Origin of the sequence: Streptomyces exfoliatus (assembly GCF_000725545.1) — a bacterium.
Lineage (GTDB): Bacteria > Actinomycetota > Actinomycetes > Streptomycetales > Streptomycetaceae > Streptomyces > Streptomyces exfoliatus.
In genome coordinates this window covers 1-18,140 of record NZ_JNZP01000001.1, presented here as the reverse complement: position 1 = coordinate 18,140, position 18,140 = coordinate 1, and the positions used below count along the sequence as shown (strand labels likewise).

General features: G+C 69.3%; 13 protein-coding genes. 7 read left to right on the top strand and 6 right to left on the bottom strand.

Translation table 11 applies throughout. From position 1 onward, the window contains the following. Positions 1–64: 64 nt before the first annotated feature. A complete protein-coding gene (locus IO20_RS0100065; protein ID WP_030547972.1) occupies positions 65–547 on the bottom strand; it encodes a MarR family winged helix-turn-helix transcriptional regulator in 483 nt (160 codons plus the stop codon). A 119-nt stretch (positions 548–666) separates the two neighbouring features. Between IO20_RS0100065 and IO20_RS0100060 the strand changes: the two genes are divergently transcribed. From IO20_RS0100060 to IO20_RS0100030, 7 genes are all read left to right on the top strand, one after another. Further along, positions 667–1,083 carry an organic hydroperoxide resistance protein gene (locus IO20_RS0100060; protein ID WP_030547973.1) on the top strand — a complete coding sequence of 139 codons (417 nt, stop codon included), beginning with the start codon at positions 667–669 and terminating at the stop codon, positions 1,081–1,083. A 229-nt stretch (positions 1,084–1,312) separates the two neighbouring features. After that, a complete protein-coding gene (locus IO20_RS0100055) occupies positions 1,313–3,370 on the top strand; it encodes a phosphocholine-specific phospholipase C (protein ID WP_030547974.1) in 2,058 nt (685 codons plus the stop codon). A 224-nt stretch (positions 3,371–3,594) separates the two neighbouring features. Then, positions 3,595–4,044 (top strand): DUF7144 family membrane protein, encoded by a 450-nt coding sequence (locus IO20_RS0100050; RefSeq protein ID WP_030547975.1) that lies wholly within the window; start codon positions 3,595–3,597, stop codon positions 4,042–4,044. A 151-nt stretch (positions 4,045–4,195) separates the two neighbouring features. Next, the gene (locus IO20_RS0100045) at positions 4,196–4,609 is read left to right on the top strand and encodes an SHOCT domain-containing protein (RefSeq protein ID WP_030547977.1); all 414 of its coding nucleotides are present in this window, start codon (positions 4,196–4,198) and stop codon (positions 4,607–4,609) included. A 53-nt stretch (positions 4,610–4,662) separates the two neighbouring features. Beyond that, a complete protein-coding gene (locus IO20_RS0100040) occupies positions 4,663–5,115 on the top strand; it encodes an amphi-Trp domain-containing protein (RefSeq protein ID WP_030547979.1) in 453 nt (150 codons plus the stop codon). A gap of 3 nt (positions 5,116–5,118) precedes the next feature. Beyond that, positions 5,119–6,549 carry a DUF2252 domain-containing protein gene (locus tag IO20_RS0100035; RefSeq protein ID WP_030547981.1) on the top strand — a complete coding sequence of 477 codons (1,431 nt, stop codon included), beginning with the start codon at positions 5,119–5,121 and terminating at the stop codon, positions 6,547–6,549. A gap of 129 nt (positions 6,550–6,678) precedes the next feature. Then, the gene (locus IO20_RS0100030; protein WP_030547983.1) at positions 6,679–8,295 is read left to right on the top strand and encodes an MFS transporter; all 1,617 of its coding nucleotides are present in this window, start codon (positions 6,679–6,681) and stop codon (positions 8,293–8,295) included. A 72-nt stretch (positions 8,296–8,367) separates the two neighbouring features. Here IO20_RS0100030 and IO20_RS0100025 read toward each other — a convergent pair whose 3' ends face one another. From IO20_RS0100025 to IO20_RS0100005, 5 genes are all read right to left on the bottom strand, one after another. Next, complete coding sequence (locus IO20_RS0100025; RefSeq protein WP_030547985.1) at positions 8,368–9,597, bottom strand: PP2C family protein-serine/threonine phosphatase; 1,230 nt, start codon at positions 9,595–9,597, stop codon at positions 8,368–8,370. Positions 9,598–9,768: 171 nt separating this feature from the next. Then, positions 9,769–10,869 carry a carboxylate-amine ligase gene (locus IO20_RS0100020; protein WP_030547986.1) on the bottom strand — a complete coding sequence of 367 codons (1,101 nt, stop codon included), beginning with the start codon at positions 10,867–10,869 and terminating at the stop codon, positions 9,769–9,771. Between the two features lie 19 nt (positions 10,870–10,888). Beyond that, on the bottom strand, positions 10,889–11,725 hold the full coding sequence (locus tag IO20_RS0100015) for a class II glutamine amidotransferase (protein WP_030547987.1): 837 nt from the start codon (positions 11,723–11,725) through the stop codon (positions 10,889–10,891). A gap of 139 nt (positions 11,726–11,864) precedes the next feature. After that, the gene (locus IO20_RS0100010; protein ID WP_030547988.1) at positions 11,865–12,185 is read right to left on the bottom strand and encodes a hypothetical protein; all 321 of its coding nucleotides are present in this window, start codon (positions 12,183–12,185) and stop codon (positions 11,865–11,867) included. A gap of 278 nt (positions 12,186–12,463) precedes the next feature. After that, on the bottom strand, positions 12,464–18,140 hold a 5,677-nt coding region (locus tag IO20_RS0100005; RefSeq protein ID WP_281181552.1), incomplete at its 5' end, for a golvesin C-terminal-like domain-containing protein.

Genomic DNA, 18,140 nt, shown 5'->3' with positions numbered 1-18,140 from the left:
GGTGGAGATCGCTCCTTACGGTTCGATGACCGCCGGCCTCGCGGCGCGGGAGACCGGACGGCCGTCAGCCACAGGAGGCGAGGTCGTCCGGGTCGACGCCGTCGAGGCGGACCGCCAGCGCGGCGAGGCGATCCCGCAGCTCGCGGATCTCCTCCAGGTCGAGGCCGGTCGCGGTGGCGATGCGGCGGGGTACGGCTCGGGCCTTCGCCTTCAGCGCGGACCCTTCGACGGTGGGGCGTACGGTGACGGACCTCTCGTCCTCGGGGCTGCGGCGCCGCTCGACGTAGCCGGCCGCCTCCAGGCGCTTGAGCAGCGGCGACAGGGTCCCGGAGTCGAGCCGGAGGCGTTCGCCGATGCCCTTCACGGGCAGCTCGCCGTGCTCCCAGAGCACGAGCATGACGAGGTACTGCGGGTAGGTGAGCCCGAGCTCCTTGAGGGCCTCGCGGTAGACGCCGTTGAAGGCGCGGGTCGCCGCGTGCAGCGAGAAGCAGATCTGGTGGTCGAGCCGGAGGAAGTCCTCGTCCGGGACCGTGTCGAGCGTCTCCATGACTCCAGGATACGCGAGGCCTTCTCGCGCACTATTCAGTTGTGCACAACTGAATAGTGCGCTATTAATAGAGGGCCACCGCACGACACGGCCTCCCGAGGACAGGAACGGAAGAGAACATGGACGCGATCTACACCGCAGTCGCCACCGCCAACGGCCGCGAGGGCCGCGCCGTCAGCTCCGACGGCCACATCGACCTCCCCCTCGCCCACCCCCAGGCACTCGGCGGCAACGGTCAGGGCACCAACCCCGAGCAGCTCTTCGCCGCCGGGTACGCGGCCTGTTTCGCCAGCGCCATGGGCCTGGTCGCCCGCCAGGAGAAGATCGACATCTCCGACGCCTCCATCACCGCCGAGGTCTCCATCGGCAAGGACGCCACGGACGGCGGCTTCGGCCTCGCGGTCGTGATGCGCGCCGAGTTCCCCGACCACCTGCAGGGCGAGGCGGGCCTGACCCTCCTGGAGAAGACCCACGCCTTCTGCCCGTACTCGAAGGCGACCCGCGGCAACATCAAGGTCGACCTCGTCGTCGAGTAGTCCCACCCGTACGGACACCGGAGAACCCCCGGCGCGCGGCATCCCGCGCCGGGGGTTTTCCCGTACGCGCACGAGGGGTTCGCCTGCTGTACGGCGGGCAGTCATGGGGCGGCCGCCGGGTGGTGGGGCGCGGGCGCTGTCCTTGGGGCGCTTCGCGGACCGTTCGACCGGTCGGCCGCGCGCACCCGCACCCGTACTCGTCCGCTTCCCCTCCGGAGGGCAACTCCCCATGGTCGACCTCGATCGCCGCAGGTTCCTCCAGCTCGCAGGCGGCGCCGCCGCCCTCACCATGCTGTCCGACAGCATCGCGCGGGCCGCCGCCATCCCGGCGCAAGGCTCCACCGGCACGATCCAGGACGTCGAGCACATCGTCGTCCTGATGCAGGAGAACCGTTCCTTCGACCACTACTTCGGCGCGATGAAGGGCGTGCGCGGCTTCGGCGACCCCCGCCCGGTGACCCTGCCCAGCGGCAAGTCCGTCTGGAACCAGACGGACGGCAGGAAGGTGACCCTGCCGTTCCGGCCGCCGAGCGACGACCTCGGCATGGAGTTCCTCCAGGGCCTCAACCACGACTGGGCGGGCGGCCAGAAGGCGTTCAACGGCGGCAAGTACGACCAGTGGGTGCCGGCCAAGACCCCGGCCACGATGGCGTACCTCACGCGCGAGGACATCCCGTTCCACTACGCGCTCGCCGACGCCTTCACGGTCTGCGACGCGTACCACTGCTCGTTCATCGGCTCGACCGACCCGAACCGCTACTACCTGTGGTCCGGCCACACCGGCAACGACGGCACGGGCGGCGGCCCCGTCCTCAACAACGCCGAGGCGGGCTACGGCTGGAAGACGTACCCCGAGCGCCTGGAGGCGGCCGGGATCTCCTGGAAGGTCTACCAGGACATCGGCGACGGCCTGAACGCCGCCGGGCACTGGGGCTGGATCAACGACGCCTACCGCGGCAACTACGGCGACAACTCCCTCCTCTACTTCAACACCTACCGCAACGCCCAGCCCGGCAACCCGCTGTACGACAAGGCCCGCACGGGCACGGACGCGTCCAAGGGCGAGAGCTACCTCGCCGACCTCCGCGCCGACGTCCAGGCCGGCCGGCTGCCCAAGGTCTCCTGGATCGCCGCCCCCGAGGCCTTCTCGGAACACTCCAACTGGCCCTCCAACTACGGCGCCTGGTACATCGCGCAGGTCCTGGACGCGCTGACCTCGAACCCCGACGTGTGGGCCCGTACCGCCCTGTTCATCACGTACGACGAGAACGACGGCTTCTTCGACCACGTCGTCCCGCCGTACGTCCCGGCCTCCGCGGCGCAGGGCCTCTCCACGACCCCGACGGCGCTCGACCACTTCCCGGGCAAGACGGGTTACGTCGCCGGCCCGTACGGTCTCGGCCCGCGCGTCCCGATGATCGTCGTCTCGCCCTGGTCCACCGGCGGCTACACCTGCTCCGAGACCTTCGACCACACCTCGGTCATCCGCTTCATGGAGCAGCGCTTCGGCGTGCTCGAACCCCAGATATCGCCCTGGCGACGGGCCGTCTGCGGCGACCTGACCTCGGCGTTCGACTTCACGAGCACCAACGCCCAGCCCGCCCCGCTGCCGCCGACCGACGGCTACTACCCGCCGGACCGCGACCGCCACCCCGACTTCCTCGCCACCGCCCCCGCGGCCGGCACCATGCCCCGCCAGGAGCCGGGCACCAAGCCCACCCGTCCGCTGAAGTACGCCCCGTACGTGGACGGCGCCGCCGACACCACTGCGGGCACCTACCGCCTCACCTTCAGCGGCGGCCCGGCGGCGGGCGCCCAGTTCTACGTGACCTCGGCGAACCGCACGGACGCGCCCTGGACGTACACGACCGAGGCGGCCAAGACCCTCTCGGACACCTGGAACACCAAGTACTCCAAGGGCGTCACCGACCTCACGGTCCACGGCCCCAACGGCTTCCTCCGCCGCTTCCGTTCCCCCGGCAAGACGGCGGTCCCCGAGGTCACGGCCCGCCACAACGCCTCCACGGGCAACCTGGAACTGACGCTGACGAACGGCACCGCGGCGGCGGCCACCCTCACGGTCACGAACACCTACGCGGGCACCCCGCAGACGGTGACCGTCCCGAGGGGAGCGACGGTCACCCACACGGTCGACCTGACGACGGCGGCCCGCTGGTACGACGTGACCGTCGCGATCCCGGCGAACGCGGACTACCTCCGCCGCCTCGCGGGCCACGTGGAGACGGGCGCACCCGGCGTCACGGACCCGGGCATCCTGACGTACTGATCCGTCGCCACCCCTGGCTCGCGGCCGGTTCCCCCGTGTGGGCCGGCCCCGGACAGGGGTGGTCGCACCGCCGGACAGGGGTGGTCGTACCGCCGTCAAGCACGTCGCCCGGAGGGCGCCGATACTGGGAAGGAGGTGTCTGGGCCCGGCGTCCCGTGGCAGCGCGAGCAGGTCGGCGAGCGACGGGATGCCCGGCGAGGATCGCGAGCTGTGAGGTGACTTCCATGAGCCAGCAGACCCCGGCCGGAGGACAGTGGAACGCCCGGACCACACCAGGTGACGTGCCCCGGTCCGGCGGCGGCGTGGCGAGCGGCGGCACGGTGTTCGCCGCGGTGCTGCTGACCGTGTCGGGCGCCCTGGCCGTCCTCCAGGGCATCGCGGCCATCGCGGAGGACGACGTCTACGCCCGCGTCGGCTCCTACGTCTTCGAGTTCGACCTGACGGCCTGGGGCTGGATCCACCTCATCCTCGGGATCATCATCGTGGTCACCGGAGTGGGTCTCTTCAAGGGCGCGAACTGGGCGCGCGTGGCCGGTGTCGGCCTGGCCGGCCTCAGCATGATCGCCAACTTCCTCTGGCTCCCCTACCAGCCCTGGTGGGCGCTCACCCTCCTGGCGATCGACGTGTTCATCATCTGGGCGCTGTGTTCCAGTTGGTCGCACACCGCCGACTGACACGCCGAAACCGGCACTCCGGGCCGGCTCTCCCCGCCCGGAGTGCGGAATGCGCGACCGCGCCGCACCCTGGAGGAAGTTTCGTCCACCGGACCGCGACCTCCGGAGAAACAGGCAGTCGCGGCCGGTCCCGACCGGCAGGAGATCGGCCATGAACGACTCGATGGTGCAGCTGGCAGTGGACTACCCGCTGCTGAACATGTTCTGGACCATGCTGCTGATCTTCTGCTGGGTCCTCTGGTTCATGCTCCTCTTCCGGATCATCGGCGACATCTTCCGCGACGACTCGCTCGGCGGCTGGGGCAAGTCGGGGTGGACCATCTTCGTGATCCTGCTGCCCTTCCTCGGCGTGTTCGTCTACCTGATCGCCCGCGGGCGCGGCATGGGCGAGCGCGAGCTGAACCGGGTCCGGCAGAACGAGCAGCAGTTTCGCTCCTACGTGCGGGAGACCGCCGGCAGCGGCGGGCACGCGGAGGAACTGGCCCGGCTCGCCGAGCTCAAGGACCGGGGCGCGATCACGGAGGCCGAGTTCGCGCAGGCCAAGGCCAAGGTCCTCGCGACCTGACCGGTCGGAAGACCTCAGCCCGTCCACCGTTCCTACCTGATCGGAAACGCCACATGAAGGATCTCAAGTTCGAGCAGAAGCGCGCGATGTCACGGCTCGAGGCCGCGGACCAGCTCGCGGCGCTCGCGGCCGCGCTGCGAAAGGGCGGCGAGGTCGACATGGAGTTCGGCCACGGGACGCTGAGCCTGCAGATCCCCGACGACCTGCGCGGCGAGGTCGAGATCGAGATCGGCGGCGGGGAGGTGGAGCTGGAGATCGAGTTCAAGTGGCCGACCGGGCCGACCCGCGGTGCCCCGTCGAAGGAGACGACGGACACGAAGAAGGCCGCGGGCACGAAGAAGGCGGCCACGGAGAAGAAGGCGACCCCGCGGAAGCGGAAGAGCGCGCCCTCCAAGCCCGCACGAGACGGCGCCGGTATCGGTACCGGTACCGGTACCGCACGGGACGGTACGGACACCAGGAAGACGGACACGCCGGCCAAGCCGCCCGTCCCGAAGAAGTCCTGACCCGTGGCCCGGAACACGACCACGGCGCTGCGCGCGGCACACCACGCCACGCCCGGCGAACGCGCGGCACTCGGCAAGGAGGCCCGGCGCCGCTCGCCGCGGTCGGGCCACGCCGAGTACCGGCCGGCCGGCGACAGACCGGACCCGCTGACGGTCCTGGAGGCGCAGTCGGCGACACGGGTCCCCGAACTCGTACCGATCCGCTACGGCCGCATGCTCGAGTCCCCGTTCCGCTTCTACCGCGGCGCCGCCGCGATCATGGCGTCCGACCTGGCCGGCACCCCGAGCTCCGGGCTCACGGCCCAGCTGTGCGGGGACGCCCACATGCTCAACTTCCGGCTCCTCGCCTCGCCGGAGCGGCAGTTGATGTTCGACATCAACGACTTCGACGAGACGCTTCCCGGCCCCTGGGAGTGGGACGTCAAGCGGCTGTCGGCGAGCTTCGTGATCGCGGGCCGGGCGAACGGCTTCGACGACGCCGAGCGGGCCCGCATCGTCCGCACCACGGTCCGTTCCTACCGCGAGGCGATGATCCGCTTCGCGGGGATGCGCACCCTCGACGTCTGGTACGCGAAGATCGACGCGGCCCGCCTCGAGACCCTGGCCGCGGACCGGCTCCACAAGGGCGGCCGGAAGAGACTGGCCCGCGTCATGGCCAAGGCCCGCACGCGCGACAGTCTGCAGGCCTTCGCCAAAGTCACCCGTTCGGTCGACGGCAAGCCCATGATCGCGGCGGATCCCCCGCTGCTCGTCCCCATCGCCGACCTCCTGCCGGACGTCGAACGCGGCGCGCTGGAACGTCAGTTCCGCGGCCTGATCGAGCGGTACGGACGCACCCTGCCCTCCGACCGGCGCACGCTCCTGGAGGACTACCGCCTCGTGGACGTCGCCCGCAAGGTGGTCGGCGTCGGCAGCGTCGGCACCCGCTGCTGGATCTTCCTGCTCCTCGGCCGGGACGACAAGGACCCCCTCTTCCTCCAGGCCAAGGAGGCCGACACCTCCGTGCTCGCGGCGCACGTCGGCGCGAGCGAGTACCGCAACCAGGGAGAGCGGGTCGTCTCGGGCCAGCGGCTGATGCAGGCCACGAGCGACATCTTCCTCGGCTGGGAACGGGTGGACGGCATCGACGGCCGTCAGCGTGACTTCTACGTACGGCAGTTGCGCGACTGGAAGGGCATCGCCATGCCGGAGACGATGAACCCGAGACGCATGGCGGCGTTCGGCGAACTGTGCGGCGTCACGCTGGCCCGCGCGCACGCCAGGTCCGGCGACCGGATCGCCATCGCCGCCTATCTGGGCGGCGGCGACGCGTTCGACCGCGCCCTCGCCACCTTCGCGGAGGCGTACGCCGACCAGAACGAGCGTGACCACCAGGCCCTGACGGACGCGGTGCGGGCGGGCCGGCTGCCCGCGGAGGAACTGCCCGCGGCCTGACCGGGGTCCGCGGCGTGACCGGGGCCTGCGGCCTGACCCGGGGCCCGCGGCCCGGAGCCTGACCCGGGGCCCGCGGCCCGGAGCCTGACCCGGGGCGTCCGGACGTCGAAGCGCAAGGACAAGACAGCCATGGCATCACACAAAGGCACCGCCGAGGGCGCCGCGAAGGCGCGCGTCGTGCTGCTGACGCTGGCGGCCGGCCAGTTCCTGATGGCGCTCGACAGCTCCGTCATGAACGTCTCCATCGCGACGGTGGCGGAGGACGTCGGCACGACGGTGGCCGGGATCCAGGGGGCCATCACGGCCTACACCCTGGTGATGGCGATGTTCATGATCCCCGGCGGCAAGATCGGCGCACTGATCGGCCGCAAGCGCGCGTTCATGATCGGGTGCGTCATCTACGGCTGCGGCTCCCTGACCACGGCCCTCGCACCCAACCTCCCGGTGCTGCTCATCGGCTGGGCGTTCCTGGAGGGCATCGGGGCCGCGCTGATTCTTCCGGCGATCGTGGCGCTCGTGGCGGGAAACTTCGCCGCGGAGCGTCGTCCGGCCGCCTACGGTCTCGTCGCCGCGGCCGGCGCGATCGCCATCGCGGTCGGTCCGCTCGTCGGCGGTGTCGCCACGACGTACTTCTCCTGGCGCTGGGTCTTCGCCGGCGAGGTCCTCGTGGTCCTGGGCATCCTCGTCCTCGCCCGCCCGATCGCCGACGCGGTGAGTGACGTACGGTCGCGCATCGACCTCGTCGGCACGGCACTGTCCGCCCTCGGGCTGGGGGGCTTCGTCTACGGGGTGCTCCGATCGGACGAGTGGGGCTGGTTCCAGCCCAAGCCCGACGCACCCGCACTGCTCGGGGTGTCCCTGACGGTGTGGCTGATGCTGCTCGGCATGGGGATCACGTGGCTGTTCCTCCGCTGGGAGGCCCGCCTCGTCCGGCAGGGCGCGGAACCGCTGCTCGACCCCGCCATGCTGCAGAACAAGCAGCTGAACGGCGGCCTGACGATGTTCTTCTTCCAGTACCTCGTCCAGATGGGCGTGTTCTTCGTCGTCCCGCTCTACCTCTCCGTCGCCCTGGGCCTCTCCGCGCTCGCCACCGGTGTCCGGCTCCTGCCGCTCTCGGCGACCCTGCTCGCGGCCGCGGTCCTCATCCCCCGCTTCCTCCCGGACGTCTCACCCCGACGGGTGGTACGGAGCGGGATCACCGCGCTGCTCCTCGGCGCGGTGACCCTGATGGCCGCGCTCGACGCGGACGCCGGCGCGGAAGTGGTGACGATCCCCATGCTCCTGATCGGGCTCGGGATGGGGGCGCTCGCCTCCCAGCTGGGGTCCGTCACCGTCTCCGCGCTGCCGGAGGAACAGAGCGCGGAGGTCGGAGGCGTCCAGAACGCCGTCACCAACCTCGGCGCCTCGATCGGCACCGCACTCGCCGGATCGGTCCTGATCGCCTCGCTGACCTCGTCCTTCCTGGCGAACGTGGAGCAGAATCCGGCCGTCCCCGCCAGTGTGAAGAGCCAGACGGCCGTGGAGCTCCAGAGCGGCGTGCCGTTCCTCTCCGACGTCCAGCTGGAGAGCGCGCTTGACGAAGCCGGCACCAGCGAGCGGCTGACGCAGGAGGCGCTGGAGGCGAACGCCGCGGCGCGGCTCGACGGGCTGCGCGCCGCACTCGCGATCCTCGCCTTCGCCGCGCTGGTCGCCCTGTTCTTCACCCAGCGCATCCCCACCACCCAGCCCCGCTCGGCCAGGCGGTGACGGCCCGGTCGACCGAGCCGTGACGGCCCCGGTCGACGAGGCGCTGACGGCCCGGACGTCGCGAGCGGACCGTCAGAGGCGAAGGATGACCAGTGCGGTGTCGTCGGTGATCCCGGCGGGCGGGACCAGGTCGCTCAGGAGAGCGTCGGCGAGGTCGTCGGGCTCGGCGGCGCGGTGACGCGAGAGCGAGTCGGCAAGCCGCCGGAGGCCGGTGTCGATGTCCTCGTGGCGGCGCTCGACGAGCCCGTCGGTGTAGAGGACGAGGGTGGAGCCATCGGTGAAGCCCGTCCGGCTCTGGGGGCGGGACTCGTGTTCCGGCCGGGCGCCGAGCGGGGGGTCCGTCGCCCGGTCCAGGAACGTCACGGTGCCGTCCAGGTGGCAGAGGGCCGGTGGGAGGTGACCGGCGCTGCTGTACGTGAGGGTGTGGCCGGGCCGGTCGATGAAGACCGACACGGCGGTGGTGGACTCCGCACCGTCGACGTGCCGGGCGTACAGACCGAGCGCCTCAAGGGCCTGTGCGGGACCGGTCGCCACCCTGGAGGCGGCGGAGAGGGCGCTGCGGAGCTGGCCCATGACCCCGGCGGCGTGCAGCCCGTGGCCGACGACGTCGCCGACGGCGACGGCCGTGTGGTCGCGCTCGGGCATGTCGATCAGGTCGTACCAGTCACCGCACACGTTGAGGGAGCCGGTGGCGGGCCGGTACCGCACGGCCGCGCGGTGGTGGTCGAGCGGGCCGGGCGCGGGCAGCATGGCCTGCTGGAGATGGAGGGCGACCTCGCGTTCGCGGGCGTGGGCCTCGCGCAGACGTTGGTTGAGTTCCTGCAGCTCACGGGCGCGGGTGTAGAGCTCCGCTTCCAGGACCCGGGCACCGGAGCCGCCACGGGTGCCGCGGGCGCGGATGAGTTCGGTGACCTCCTCGATCCGGTGCAGCACCAGGGCCACGGCGCCGTCGGGCCCGAGCACCGGGACGTTGACCGGGCTCCAGTACCGCTCCTGCCACTCCCCCGGCCGGTCGGGGTCCTCCACGTCGTAGCGCTGGAGCGCCATGCTGTCGCTCTCCCCGGTGGCCACGACCCTGTGCAGGGACGCATGCAGGTTGCGCATGCCGCTCGCGGCCGGATCGCCGGGATTGTCGGGGAAGACGTCGAACAGGTAGCGGCCCGCCAGTTCCTCGCGGGTGAGGCCGGACAGCGCGCTGTACGCCTCGTTGACGTCGACGAACACGAGGTCCGTGCTCAGCAGGGCGGCCGCGCCCGGCAGGGCGCGGAAGACCGCTTCGAAGTCGATGCCGGTTGTGCCCACGTTCCACCTGCCCACGCGAGACCTCTGCGGTCTTCCGCCCTCTCACCATAGGCACGGACGGGCCGGTCGGCCCGGTGAGACGAGCCGGTCGGCCCGGGAGGGGACGGAGGCGACCGCCCGGCCGCGCCGGCGGCCGGCCCGGTCGTCGCGGCTCCCGGGCACGTACGGGCCTCAGGCGGTGGTGGCTCCCGCGGTGACGAGCGCCGCGACCCCTGCCAGACCGGTCTCGGCCAGGGCGCGGCGCTGGCGGTCGGCCGCCGTTCCCCGCTGGATGAGCCGCTGGACGAGCGAGGCCACCTCGCGGTGGTCACCGCTGTCCTCCAGGGCCGGGCGGATGTACCGCAGGAGCGCGCGCAGCACGGAGTCGCTGCTCCGGAGACGGCCTCCACCGGCCACGTCCACCAGGGTGCCGCTCAACCCGTGCCGGGCCGCGTGCCACGTCGCGGCGCGCAGCACCTCCGGCCGGCAGGGCGCGGCTCCGACCCCGGCCTTCTCCTCGGCCATCGCGGTGGCCGCGAGCCCGCGGACGACACCGGCGAGCATCACCGCGTCGTCCGCCTCCAGCTGCACGTCGCAACAGCGCACCTCGACGGTCGGGTACCGCTCCGAGAGCCGGGCATGCCAGTACAACTGCCCCCGGTCCGGGATCAGCCCCGGTGCCACGAGAGCGTCGGCCAGCGCCTCGTAGTCCGCCGCTCCTTCGAAATGCGGTGGTGGGCCGCTGACCGGCCAACGGCCGAAGATGATCGTGCGCCAACTGACGAACCCGGTGTCCCGGCCGTCCCACAGGGGCCCGTTCGCGGACATGGCGAGCAGGGTCGGAAGCCAGGGGCGCAACCGGTTCAGGACCGCGACTCCCGCCGCGCGGTCGGGGATCCCCACATGGACGTGCATGCCGCAGATCAGCTGCTCGTCGACCAGCAGTCGGGCCTCGTCCCGCATCTTCAGGTACCGGGCCGTACGCGTGAGGGGTACGGGTGCGGCGTCCCTGACCGGGGCGGTGGCGGAGAGCGCGATGCGGCAGCCGTTGGCCTCGGCCGCGGAGGCGACCGCGTGGCGCAGCCGCAGCAGATGGCCCCCCACCTCTTCGAGGGCCGTGCACACAGGGGTGGCGACCTCGATCTGGGCCTGCAGCAGCTCGTCCTGGACCTCCCGCGCCTCCGCGATCGTCGCCAGGCCGGCGGTTGCCCGTACCTCCCGCACGCGCGGTACGGGAAGGAGAGTCGCCGGGTCGACCAGGAGGTACTCTTCCTCGACCCCGACCGTGATCACGACGGGTGCCGGCACCGCGTCATGCCGGTTCCGGGACGAAGGGGCGCAACTCGTCGCCGCCCGCCTGGACGACGCCGTAGCTGCTCTCGGGTACCTCGTTCCAGGCGCCGGGCAGATCGCCGAGGGGTTCGGACACGATGAGGCGGGACTCGTCGGACAGTTCCCGCAGGAACGCGACGTCGGGGTGCAGCGTGCGCAGGGTGTCCACACGGGTGCTGTAGAAGAGGGACCGGGAAGCGCCCGCGCTCGAGTAGCGGAAGGCCCAGAGCCGTTCGCCGTCGGTCACGGCGACCGTCATCTGCATCGGGAGCTCCACGCCGTGGTCGCGGCCGATGCGCTCCACGACTCCCACCATGCGGGCCACGGCACCGGGCGGGTCCTGGTCCAGGCCGAAGGTGACCGCCAGGTAGAACATCACCTCGGAGTCCGTCGTTCCTTCGACGTCGGAGTACAGGGCGGGGTCGATGAGCAGGGACAGCTCGCGGCGCACGAGATGGAAGTCCGCGATGGCGCCGTTGTGCATCCACATCCAGCGGCCGTGCCGGAACGGGTGGCAGTTCGACTGCTGGACCGCGGTGCCGGTCGACGCCCTGATGTGGGCGAAGAACAGCGGTGACCGGACGTGGTCAGCGATCTCCCGCAGGTTGCGGTTGTTCCAGGCGGGGCCGATGTCCCTGAGCAGGGCCGGGGTGGCCCCGGCCTCCTCCGGGTACCAGCCGACACCGAAGCCGTCACCGTTCGTCGTCTCGACGCCCAGTCTGGAGTGGAGGCTCTGGTCGATCAGCGAGTGGGCGGGCTTGTAGAGGATGGTGTCGAGCAGCAGGGGCGTACCCGAGTATGCGAGCCATCGACACATGAGCGATCACCTGTGTTCCTGCCGCCGGCCCCCGCTGCCTTCCAGCATGGCACCTGCGCCCCGGGCTCGCCGCGCCGCTGCGCCACGGGCGCGGGGGCCGCACCCGACAGGGCGCCGTGCCGGCTGGGGGCGTCATCCGCTATCCGGCGGATTCAGGGTCGGCAGAAGTACGTCTGAAGTCGCACGAGAAGGAATGTCCGGGCTCCCCCTCCACCTCGACGGACGTGCCCATCCACAGTGTTCCCTTCTCCAGGGTGAAAAAGAGAGTCTCTATTTCCCACTCCCCCTTCCCCTTCTCGAAACGAAGCACGAGATAGGGTGACAGGCCGGGGTCCTTGTTGACCGCGTGCCATTTCCCGTCGGTCGAACGACGTGTCACCTGAGAGTCCGGCACCGGGCCGTCCCACTCCGTCGGAAAGTCCTTGACCGTATAGGTGTAATCGTCACGCAGTCGGATCACCGGAAGCGGAGATCTGCATTCCGGGCTCCCGTCCCATCGGCCGACCAATTCGGAATGCACTACGGACTCCGGGGTCTCCACCGGGGCCCGGGCGGGTTGAAGTATGCCGCAAGCGGTCGATGTGAGTACCGTCAAGGCGGCGGCCGCGAGGCCTGCACCACTGCGAGATGCGCCGAATCGCACGTTGTCTGCTTCCCTTGGTTCCGGAGGCCGGGCTGCCCCCGGAGACCCTTTCGGGCCTCCGGGGGCAGCCCGGCCGTTTACGCGTCAGCCTGCCGTCAGAAGAGGCTGGAGACCCAATCCGTGAGGCCGTCGAACAGGCCGGGCGACGACTCCGACGCCCCCGACGGAGCCGCGGGATCGCCGAGGTCGATCGTCTCCGTCCACGTCAACTCCTGCTCCTTCGCGCCGAAACGCCCCGTAGTGTAGTTGTCGTTGAGCGGGATGGCGATGTTCTCATCCCACCACGGACTGTATCCGCCGAGCTCCGGGGCGATGTGCGTCCCGGAGTTGATATCGCTGCCATTCTTCACATGGAATTCAATGGTCGCGGTTCCCGCCTTCTTGTCGACCGACTTGACCGTGTAGTCCATGGTGTAGGAACCGAGGAACGCAGCGGACATGTTGGTCGTGAAATCCAGGAGGACGGTCTTGGAGTTCAGCGAGTGGTTCAGGCCGTTGTTCTCGACCTTCTTCGTCTTCTTGTCCGTGTACTGCTTGACGGTTGCGCCGACGTTGTAGTTTCCGCCGTTGATGTTGTCGGCAGCGATCTCGCGCACGCGCTGGACGTGGTAGTGGTCCATGAGCGACTGCGTGAAGGCGTCGTTCCCGCCGAAGTCCCGCTTACTGGGACCCCTGCCTGAGACCCATTCGAATCCCAGGTCCACCCCGTTGGGGTCACCGGGGCTTCCGAAGCACGAGGGGCACTGGTCCCGAAGGATCGGCTCCGCGGCGATCACGGGGCCGGCGAGGTTGTCGGTGAGAACACCGATGCCGGTGATCCACGCATCGGCGAAGGTCTCGTTGTAGGGGCAGAAGGCCCCGCCCTCGCACCAGTTGTGCCCGTCGATCTCCACGTTGCTGATCGGGTTGCCGCCCGTGAAGGCGTAGCGGTTCCCCGTGAAGGGGTCCGATCCCAGCCGCATGTCGGCAAGGGCGCCGCTGTACATGTCCCTGCTGGTGAAGCGGTTCAGGCCGGGGTCGTAGTCACGGAAGCCCATGTCGTACGTGCCGCTGGCGGAATCCCAGCGCTTCGCGCTGAAGCGGTAGGGGTTGTACGCCTCCTTGTCGGGCTGGGCGGCGTCGGGCTTGTCGATGCCGGTGAACTCGGCGTCGTTGTTGCTGCCGTAGGCCGTGTAGCCGTAGGTGGACTTCGTGTCACCGCTGGTGTCGGTGAGGGTTTCGACGTCGGTGTGGCCGTTGTAGCCGTAGACGCCGAGCTCCTCGGTGCCGTCGGTGTTGTGCTTCAGCTGCGTCAGGCGTTCGCCCCACGGGCTGTACTGGTAGGACTTGGTGACCGCGCCGGCAACGGCCTCGTTGAGGACCTCACTGGAGGTACCGAGGTAGTTGTAGTCGGTGGTCTTGCCGGACTCCGTCTTGGACGTCGTGCGGTCCAGCGGGTCGAAGACGTAGGTGCTGGTCTTCGTCGAGACTCCGTCGTCCTGCAGCGTGGAGTTCTTGATGACGTGGTCGAAGCCGTCGTAGTCCTTGTCCTGGAGCACCTTGCCACCGGCGGTGACGGTGTCCAGTCGGCCGTACGGGTCGTAGTTGTAGCTGTTGCTGACACCGCTGACGCTCGCGCTGAGGAGCCGGTTGCGGTCGTAGGTGTAGGTGGTGGTGATGTCCTTGACGGTCTGGCTGATGACGTTGGCGTTGTCATCGTGGGCGTAGGTCTCGGTGCCCGCGCCGCTGCCCGTCTTCACCGACTTGGTGAGCCGGTTGACCGGGTCGTAAGTGTAGTTCGTGGTGGAGGTCAGGTACGCGCCGTGGTTGTCGGCGTTCATCTTGGACGCGACGTCCTGCGCCTTGCTGCCGTTGGCGTCGTAGGCGTAGGTGTGCGAGGAGACCAGCGTGGCGTTCGGCTTCTTCTCGCTCTGGGTCTTCAGCGCTCCGTTGAGGTAGTAGGTGTAGTCGACCGTGTTGCCGTTGGCCTTGGTCTCCTTCAGCCGCTGGCCGCGGTCGGTGTAGGTGAACGCGGTGGTCTCGGGCGAGGCGTCCGAGGCGGACTTGCCGACCTTCACCGTCGTCGTCAGGTCCCGCAGGTCGTAGAAGTACTGCGAGTACTGGTCGGGGTGGGTCACCGTCTGCGGCTGGCCGTTGGCGTCGTACGTGAACGACGTGGCCTTCTTCTCGGCGCCGGACAGGGACTCACTGGCCTTCTGGAGCTGGTTGAGCTCGGTGTAGGTCATCGAGTACGCGTCGACCTTGGTGCCGGAGGAGGCGTCCGCGATCGAGGTGAGGTTGCCGTTGAGGTCGTACGAGTAGGTGAAGTTCCTCTTCTCGTTGTCGGTCTCCGTGGCGTTACGGACGATCTTCACCGCGTCGGCGACGACCTTGCCCGAGGCGTCGGTCGCCAGGGTGATCTTGGACGTGTTCCCCTGCTTGAAGGTGAACGCGCCCAGCGAGACCCAGGTGCCGCCACCGGTGGTCTGGTTGACCGCCTTGTCGGTGGTGCCGCTGCCGTGGGTGACGCTGTACTTCGCCGCCGTGGAGGCGCCCGAGGTCGTCGGGTACTTCGCGTAGGCGGTGTAGCTGCCGTCCTGCGGAACGTTCAGCGTCCAGGTGAACCTGTCCGTCGAGGCCCCCGCCGCGTGGGTGCGGTGGTCGTAGCCCTGCTGGCCGGTGGCCGAGGCGGTGGCCCAGGTGCCGGTGGCCGAGGTGCTCTGGGTGTCGGAGTTGTCCCCCACCACGACGTGGGCGCCGAACGGCACGCCGTCGTCGGTGCGGGCCTGGAGGCTGCCGTCGGGGTAGTACGCCCAGCCCATGGTCCGCGAGCTGGAGCCGCCGGCGGAGGTGAGGGTGCGCGACACCTGCTGGCCGGTCTGGTTGTAGCCGTAGGAGGTGACGATGTCCCACGGGTCGGTGACCGTCTTGGGCCAGCCGTTGTCGAAGTAGGTGTAGTCGGTGTCGTTGCGGACCGTCTGCCCCTCCGACGGCGGCGCGGAGACCCGCGCGGTGCGGCCGACGGCGTCGTAGACCGTCTGTGTGTAGACGTTGGGGTTGTTGTGGCGGGTGTCCGCCGGGTCGTAGGGCAGGAACTGCTTGACCGGCCGGTTGAGCTTGTCGTACTCGGTACGGCTGGTGAAGTCGTCCGCGGCCGCGGTGGCGGTGCCGCGCGGGCTGATCACCTTGGTGGTGTTGCCCATCTGGTCGTACTCGAACTTGGTCGACCGGACCGTGGTGCCCTCGTAGGGAACCTTCTGCTCGATGACCTTGCCGCGCTCGTCGTAGACGACCTGGGACTTGTTGCCCTCCTTGTCGGTCGTCTCGAGGACCAGGGAGTCCTTGTCGTAGGTGGTGGTGGTGTACTTGCCCGCCGCGTCCGTGACCTTGGTGACGCGGTGGTTGAGGTCGTACGCGGTCTTGCTGGTGTAGTCGGTGGTGTCGGCGGTGGCGTTCTTCTTCGGGTCGATGACCGTGACCGCGTTGCCGACGTTGTCGTACTCGTAGGAGACCTTGTCGCCCTGGGCGTTGACCACCGACAGGAGCTGGTAGATCTCGTTGTAGGTGTTGGTGGTGACGTAGTCGTCCGGGACGGCGGTCGTCGCCGCGCCCTTGGGCTCGGTCGTGGTCCTGAGGTTGCCGACCTTGTCGTAGCTGTAGAGCGACGTGCGTCCGCTCAGGTTGTTGTCCGGGCCGGTCGACGAGGTCACCTGGTCCGCCGGGTCATAGACCGCGGTGGACACCGCGCCGTCCGCGGCGGTGCTGGAGGTGACGTTGTCGTTGGCGTCGTACACCGGGGCGGGCGTGGTGATGAACGACCCCTGCGCCTGCACCTTGGGCACCTTGTTGACCAGCGGACGCTTGAAGGCGTCGTAGGTCTGGGTGGTGGTGGTGCCCAGCGTGTCGGTCACCGAGGTGACCTGGCCGCGCTCGTCGTAGACGAACGAGGTGGCGTGGCTCTCCGCGTCGGTGATCTTCTTCGGGTAGCCGATGTCGCTGAAGTCGGAGTTGACGGTGGCGTTGCCGTTGGCGTCGGTGGCCTTGGCCAACTGCCCGTAGGCGTCGTAGTCGTACGTGGTGGTGTAGTCGCCGGTCACCGAGGTGGTGGCGACACCCTTGGGGTCGGTGACGGTCTTGAGGTTGCCGAAGCCGTCATAGCCGAACTGCCACTTGCGGCCCTCCGGAGAGGTCTTGGTGGACAGATCGGCCGAGTAGCCGTCCAGACGGGTCTGGTACGTGTAGACCGAGGCCGCGGTGCCGTTCTTGTTGGCCTCCGCGTCCTTCATCGTCAGCGGGTAGCCGGTCTTCTGGTCGTACGTCCAGGTGGTCTGGGCGCCGTTCGCGTCCTTCAGGAGCGTGACGTTGTTGTCGGCGTCCCAGGAGAGGTCCGTGGCCTGCGACTTGGCGTTGGTGGCCCTCACCTGACGGGAGAAGTCGTCCAGGACGTAGTCCGTGGCATGCGCCTCGGCGTCGGTGACCTTCGTGTCGGTGAACTTCGGGTTCGTCACGTTCGCCTTGTAGGCGAACGTCGTGTTGTTGTTCAGCCGGTCCGTGATGGTCTTGGTCCACCAGTGGTACTTCGGGTCGTCGCCGGCCTGCGGGGCGTAGTAGGCCAGCTTGGTGGCGTTGCCCCGGGGGTCCGTGGCCGCCACCAGCTTGACGTTCTTGTTGCCCTGCGTGGCGTCGTAGGTGAACTTGAACACCTTCGGCTGCGAGGAGCCCACACCGTCGGTGAACTGGCCGAGCAGACCCTTGTCGGTGTACCAGAAGTTGATCTTACGGCCGGACACGTCGGTGACCGACTTGATGTGGTCGTAGATCTTGGAGTTGGTCAGGTTCGAGCCCGTGGCGATGGTGCCGGTGCCCGAGACGTACTCGTAGGAGGCGTCGCCCTTCTTGAAGTAGTCCACCGTCAGCGTCTGCCGCGACGCCGGGTCGGTGATGTACGTCAGGAACTTGGTCGGCTTGTTGTTGGACTTCCGCTCCTCGTAGGTGAACAGCATGGTGTTGCCGTTCTTGTCCACCGTGGAGGTCAGGTAGCCGTCGCAGCCGAACAGGAAGCGAGTACCGTCCGGCCTGGCCATGGTCCAGGCGTCCGGGATCGGGTCCTTCAGCGGCGTGCAGTCGAGACCGGGCTTCGCCGTCAGCTTGTAGTGGACACCGGCCGGTGCCTTCCAGACGCTGTTCACACTGTCCCAGCGGAAGACGTGGGTGGTGCCGTCGCCGTCCGGGAGACGGATCTCCGTGGGGTGCGGTTTCGGGTGGAACTCCAGCGGCGCGCCGAGCCGGATCGGCCCCGACGCCTGCATGGACCAGCCCGCACCGGAGACCGTGTCGGAGGTGTCCAGGCTGTTGTAGGCCAGCCGGAAGAACGTGTTCAGACCACGACCCGGGTTGTTGAACGCGTTGTACGACCACGCCGCGTTGCCGGAGGCGAGGTTGTTCATCAGGCTGCCGCCGGCGCCGGTGTTCTTGCCGGTGTAGGCGTAGAACTTCTCCAGGCCGAGCTGGTTGGAGGTGGGGTCCTCCACGGCCACGTTCTGCTTCAGACCGGGGATGCCGGAGGTGCCCGACGTCCACGCCCCGGTGGTCTTGTTGTAGACGTCCCAGGTCAGGACGTAGTCGGTACGCTTGTTGCCGTTGTCGGAGTTGATCGGGGTCTTCACCACGGCCTGGAGATCGACACTGTCACCGGGGGCGACGGCCGACGGCAGAGCCGTCTGGACCTGGTTGCCGCCGGTGGTCACGTCGGTGCCGTCGGGCAGCGTCCACTTGTAGCTGAGGACGTGATCC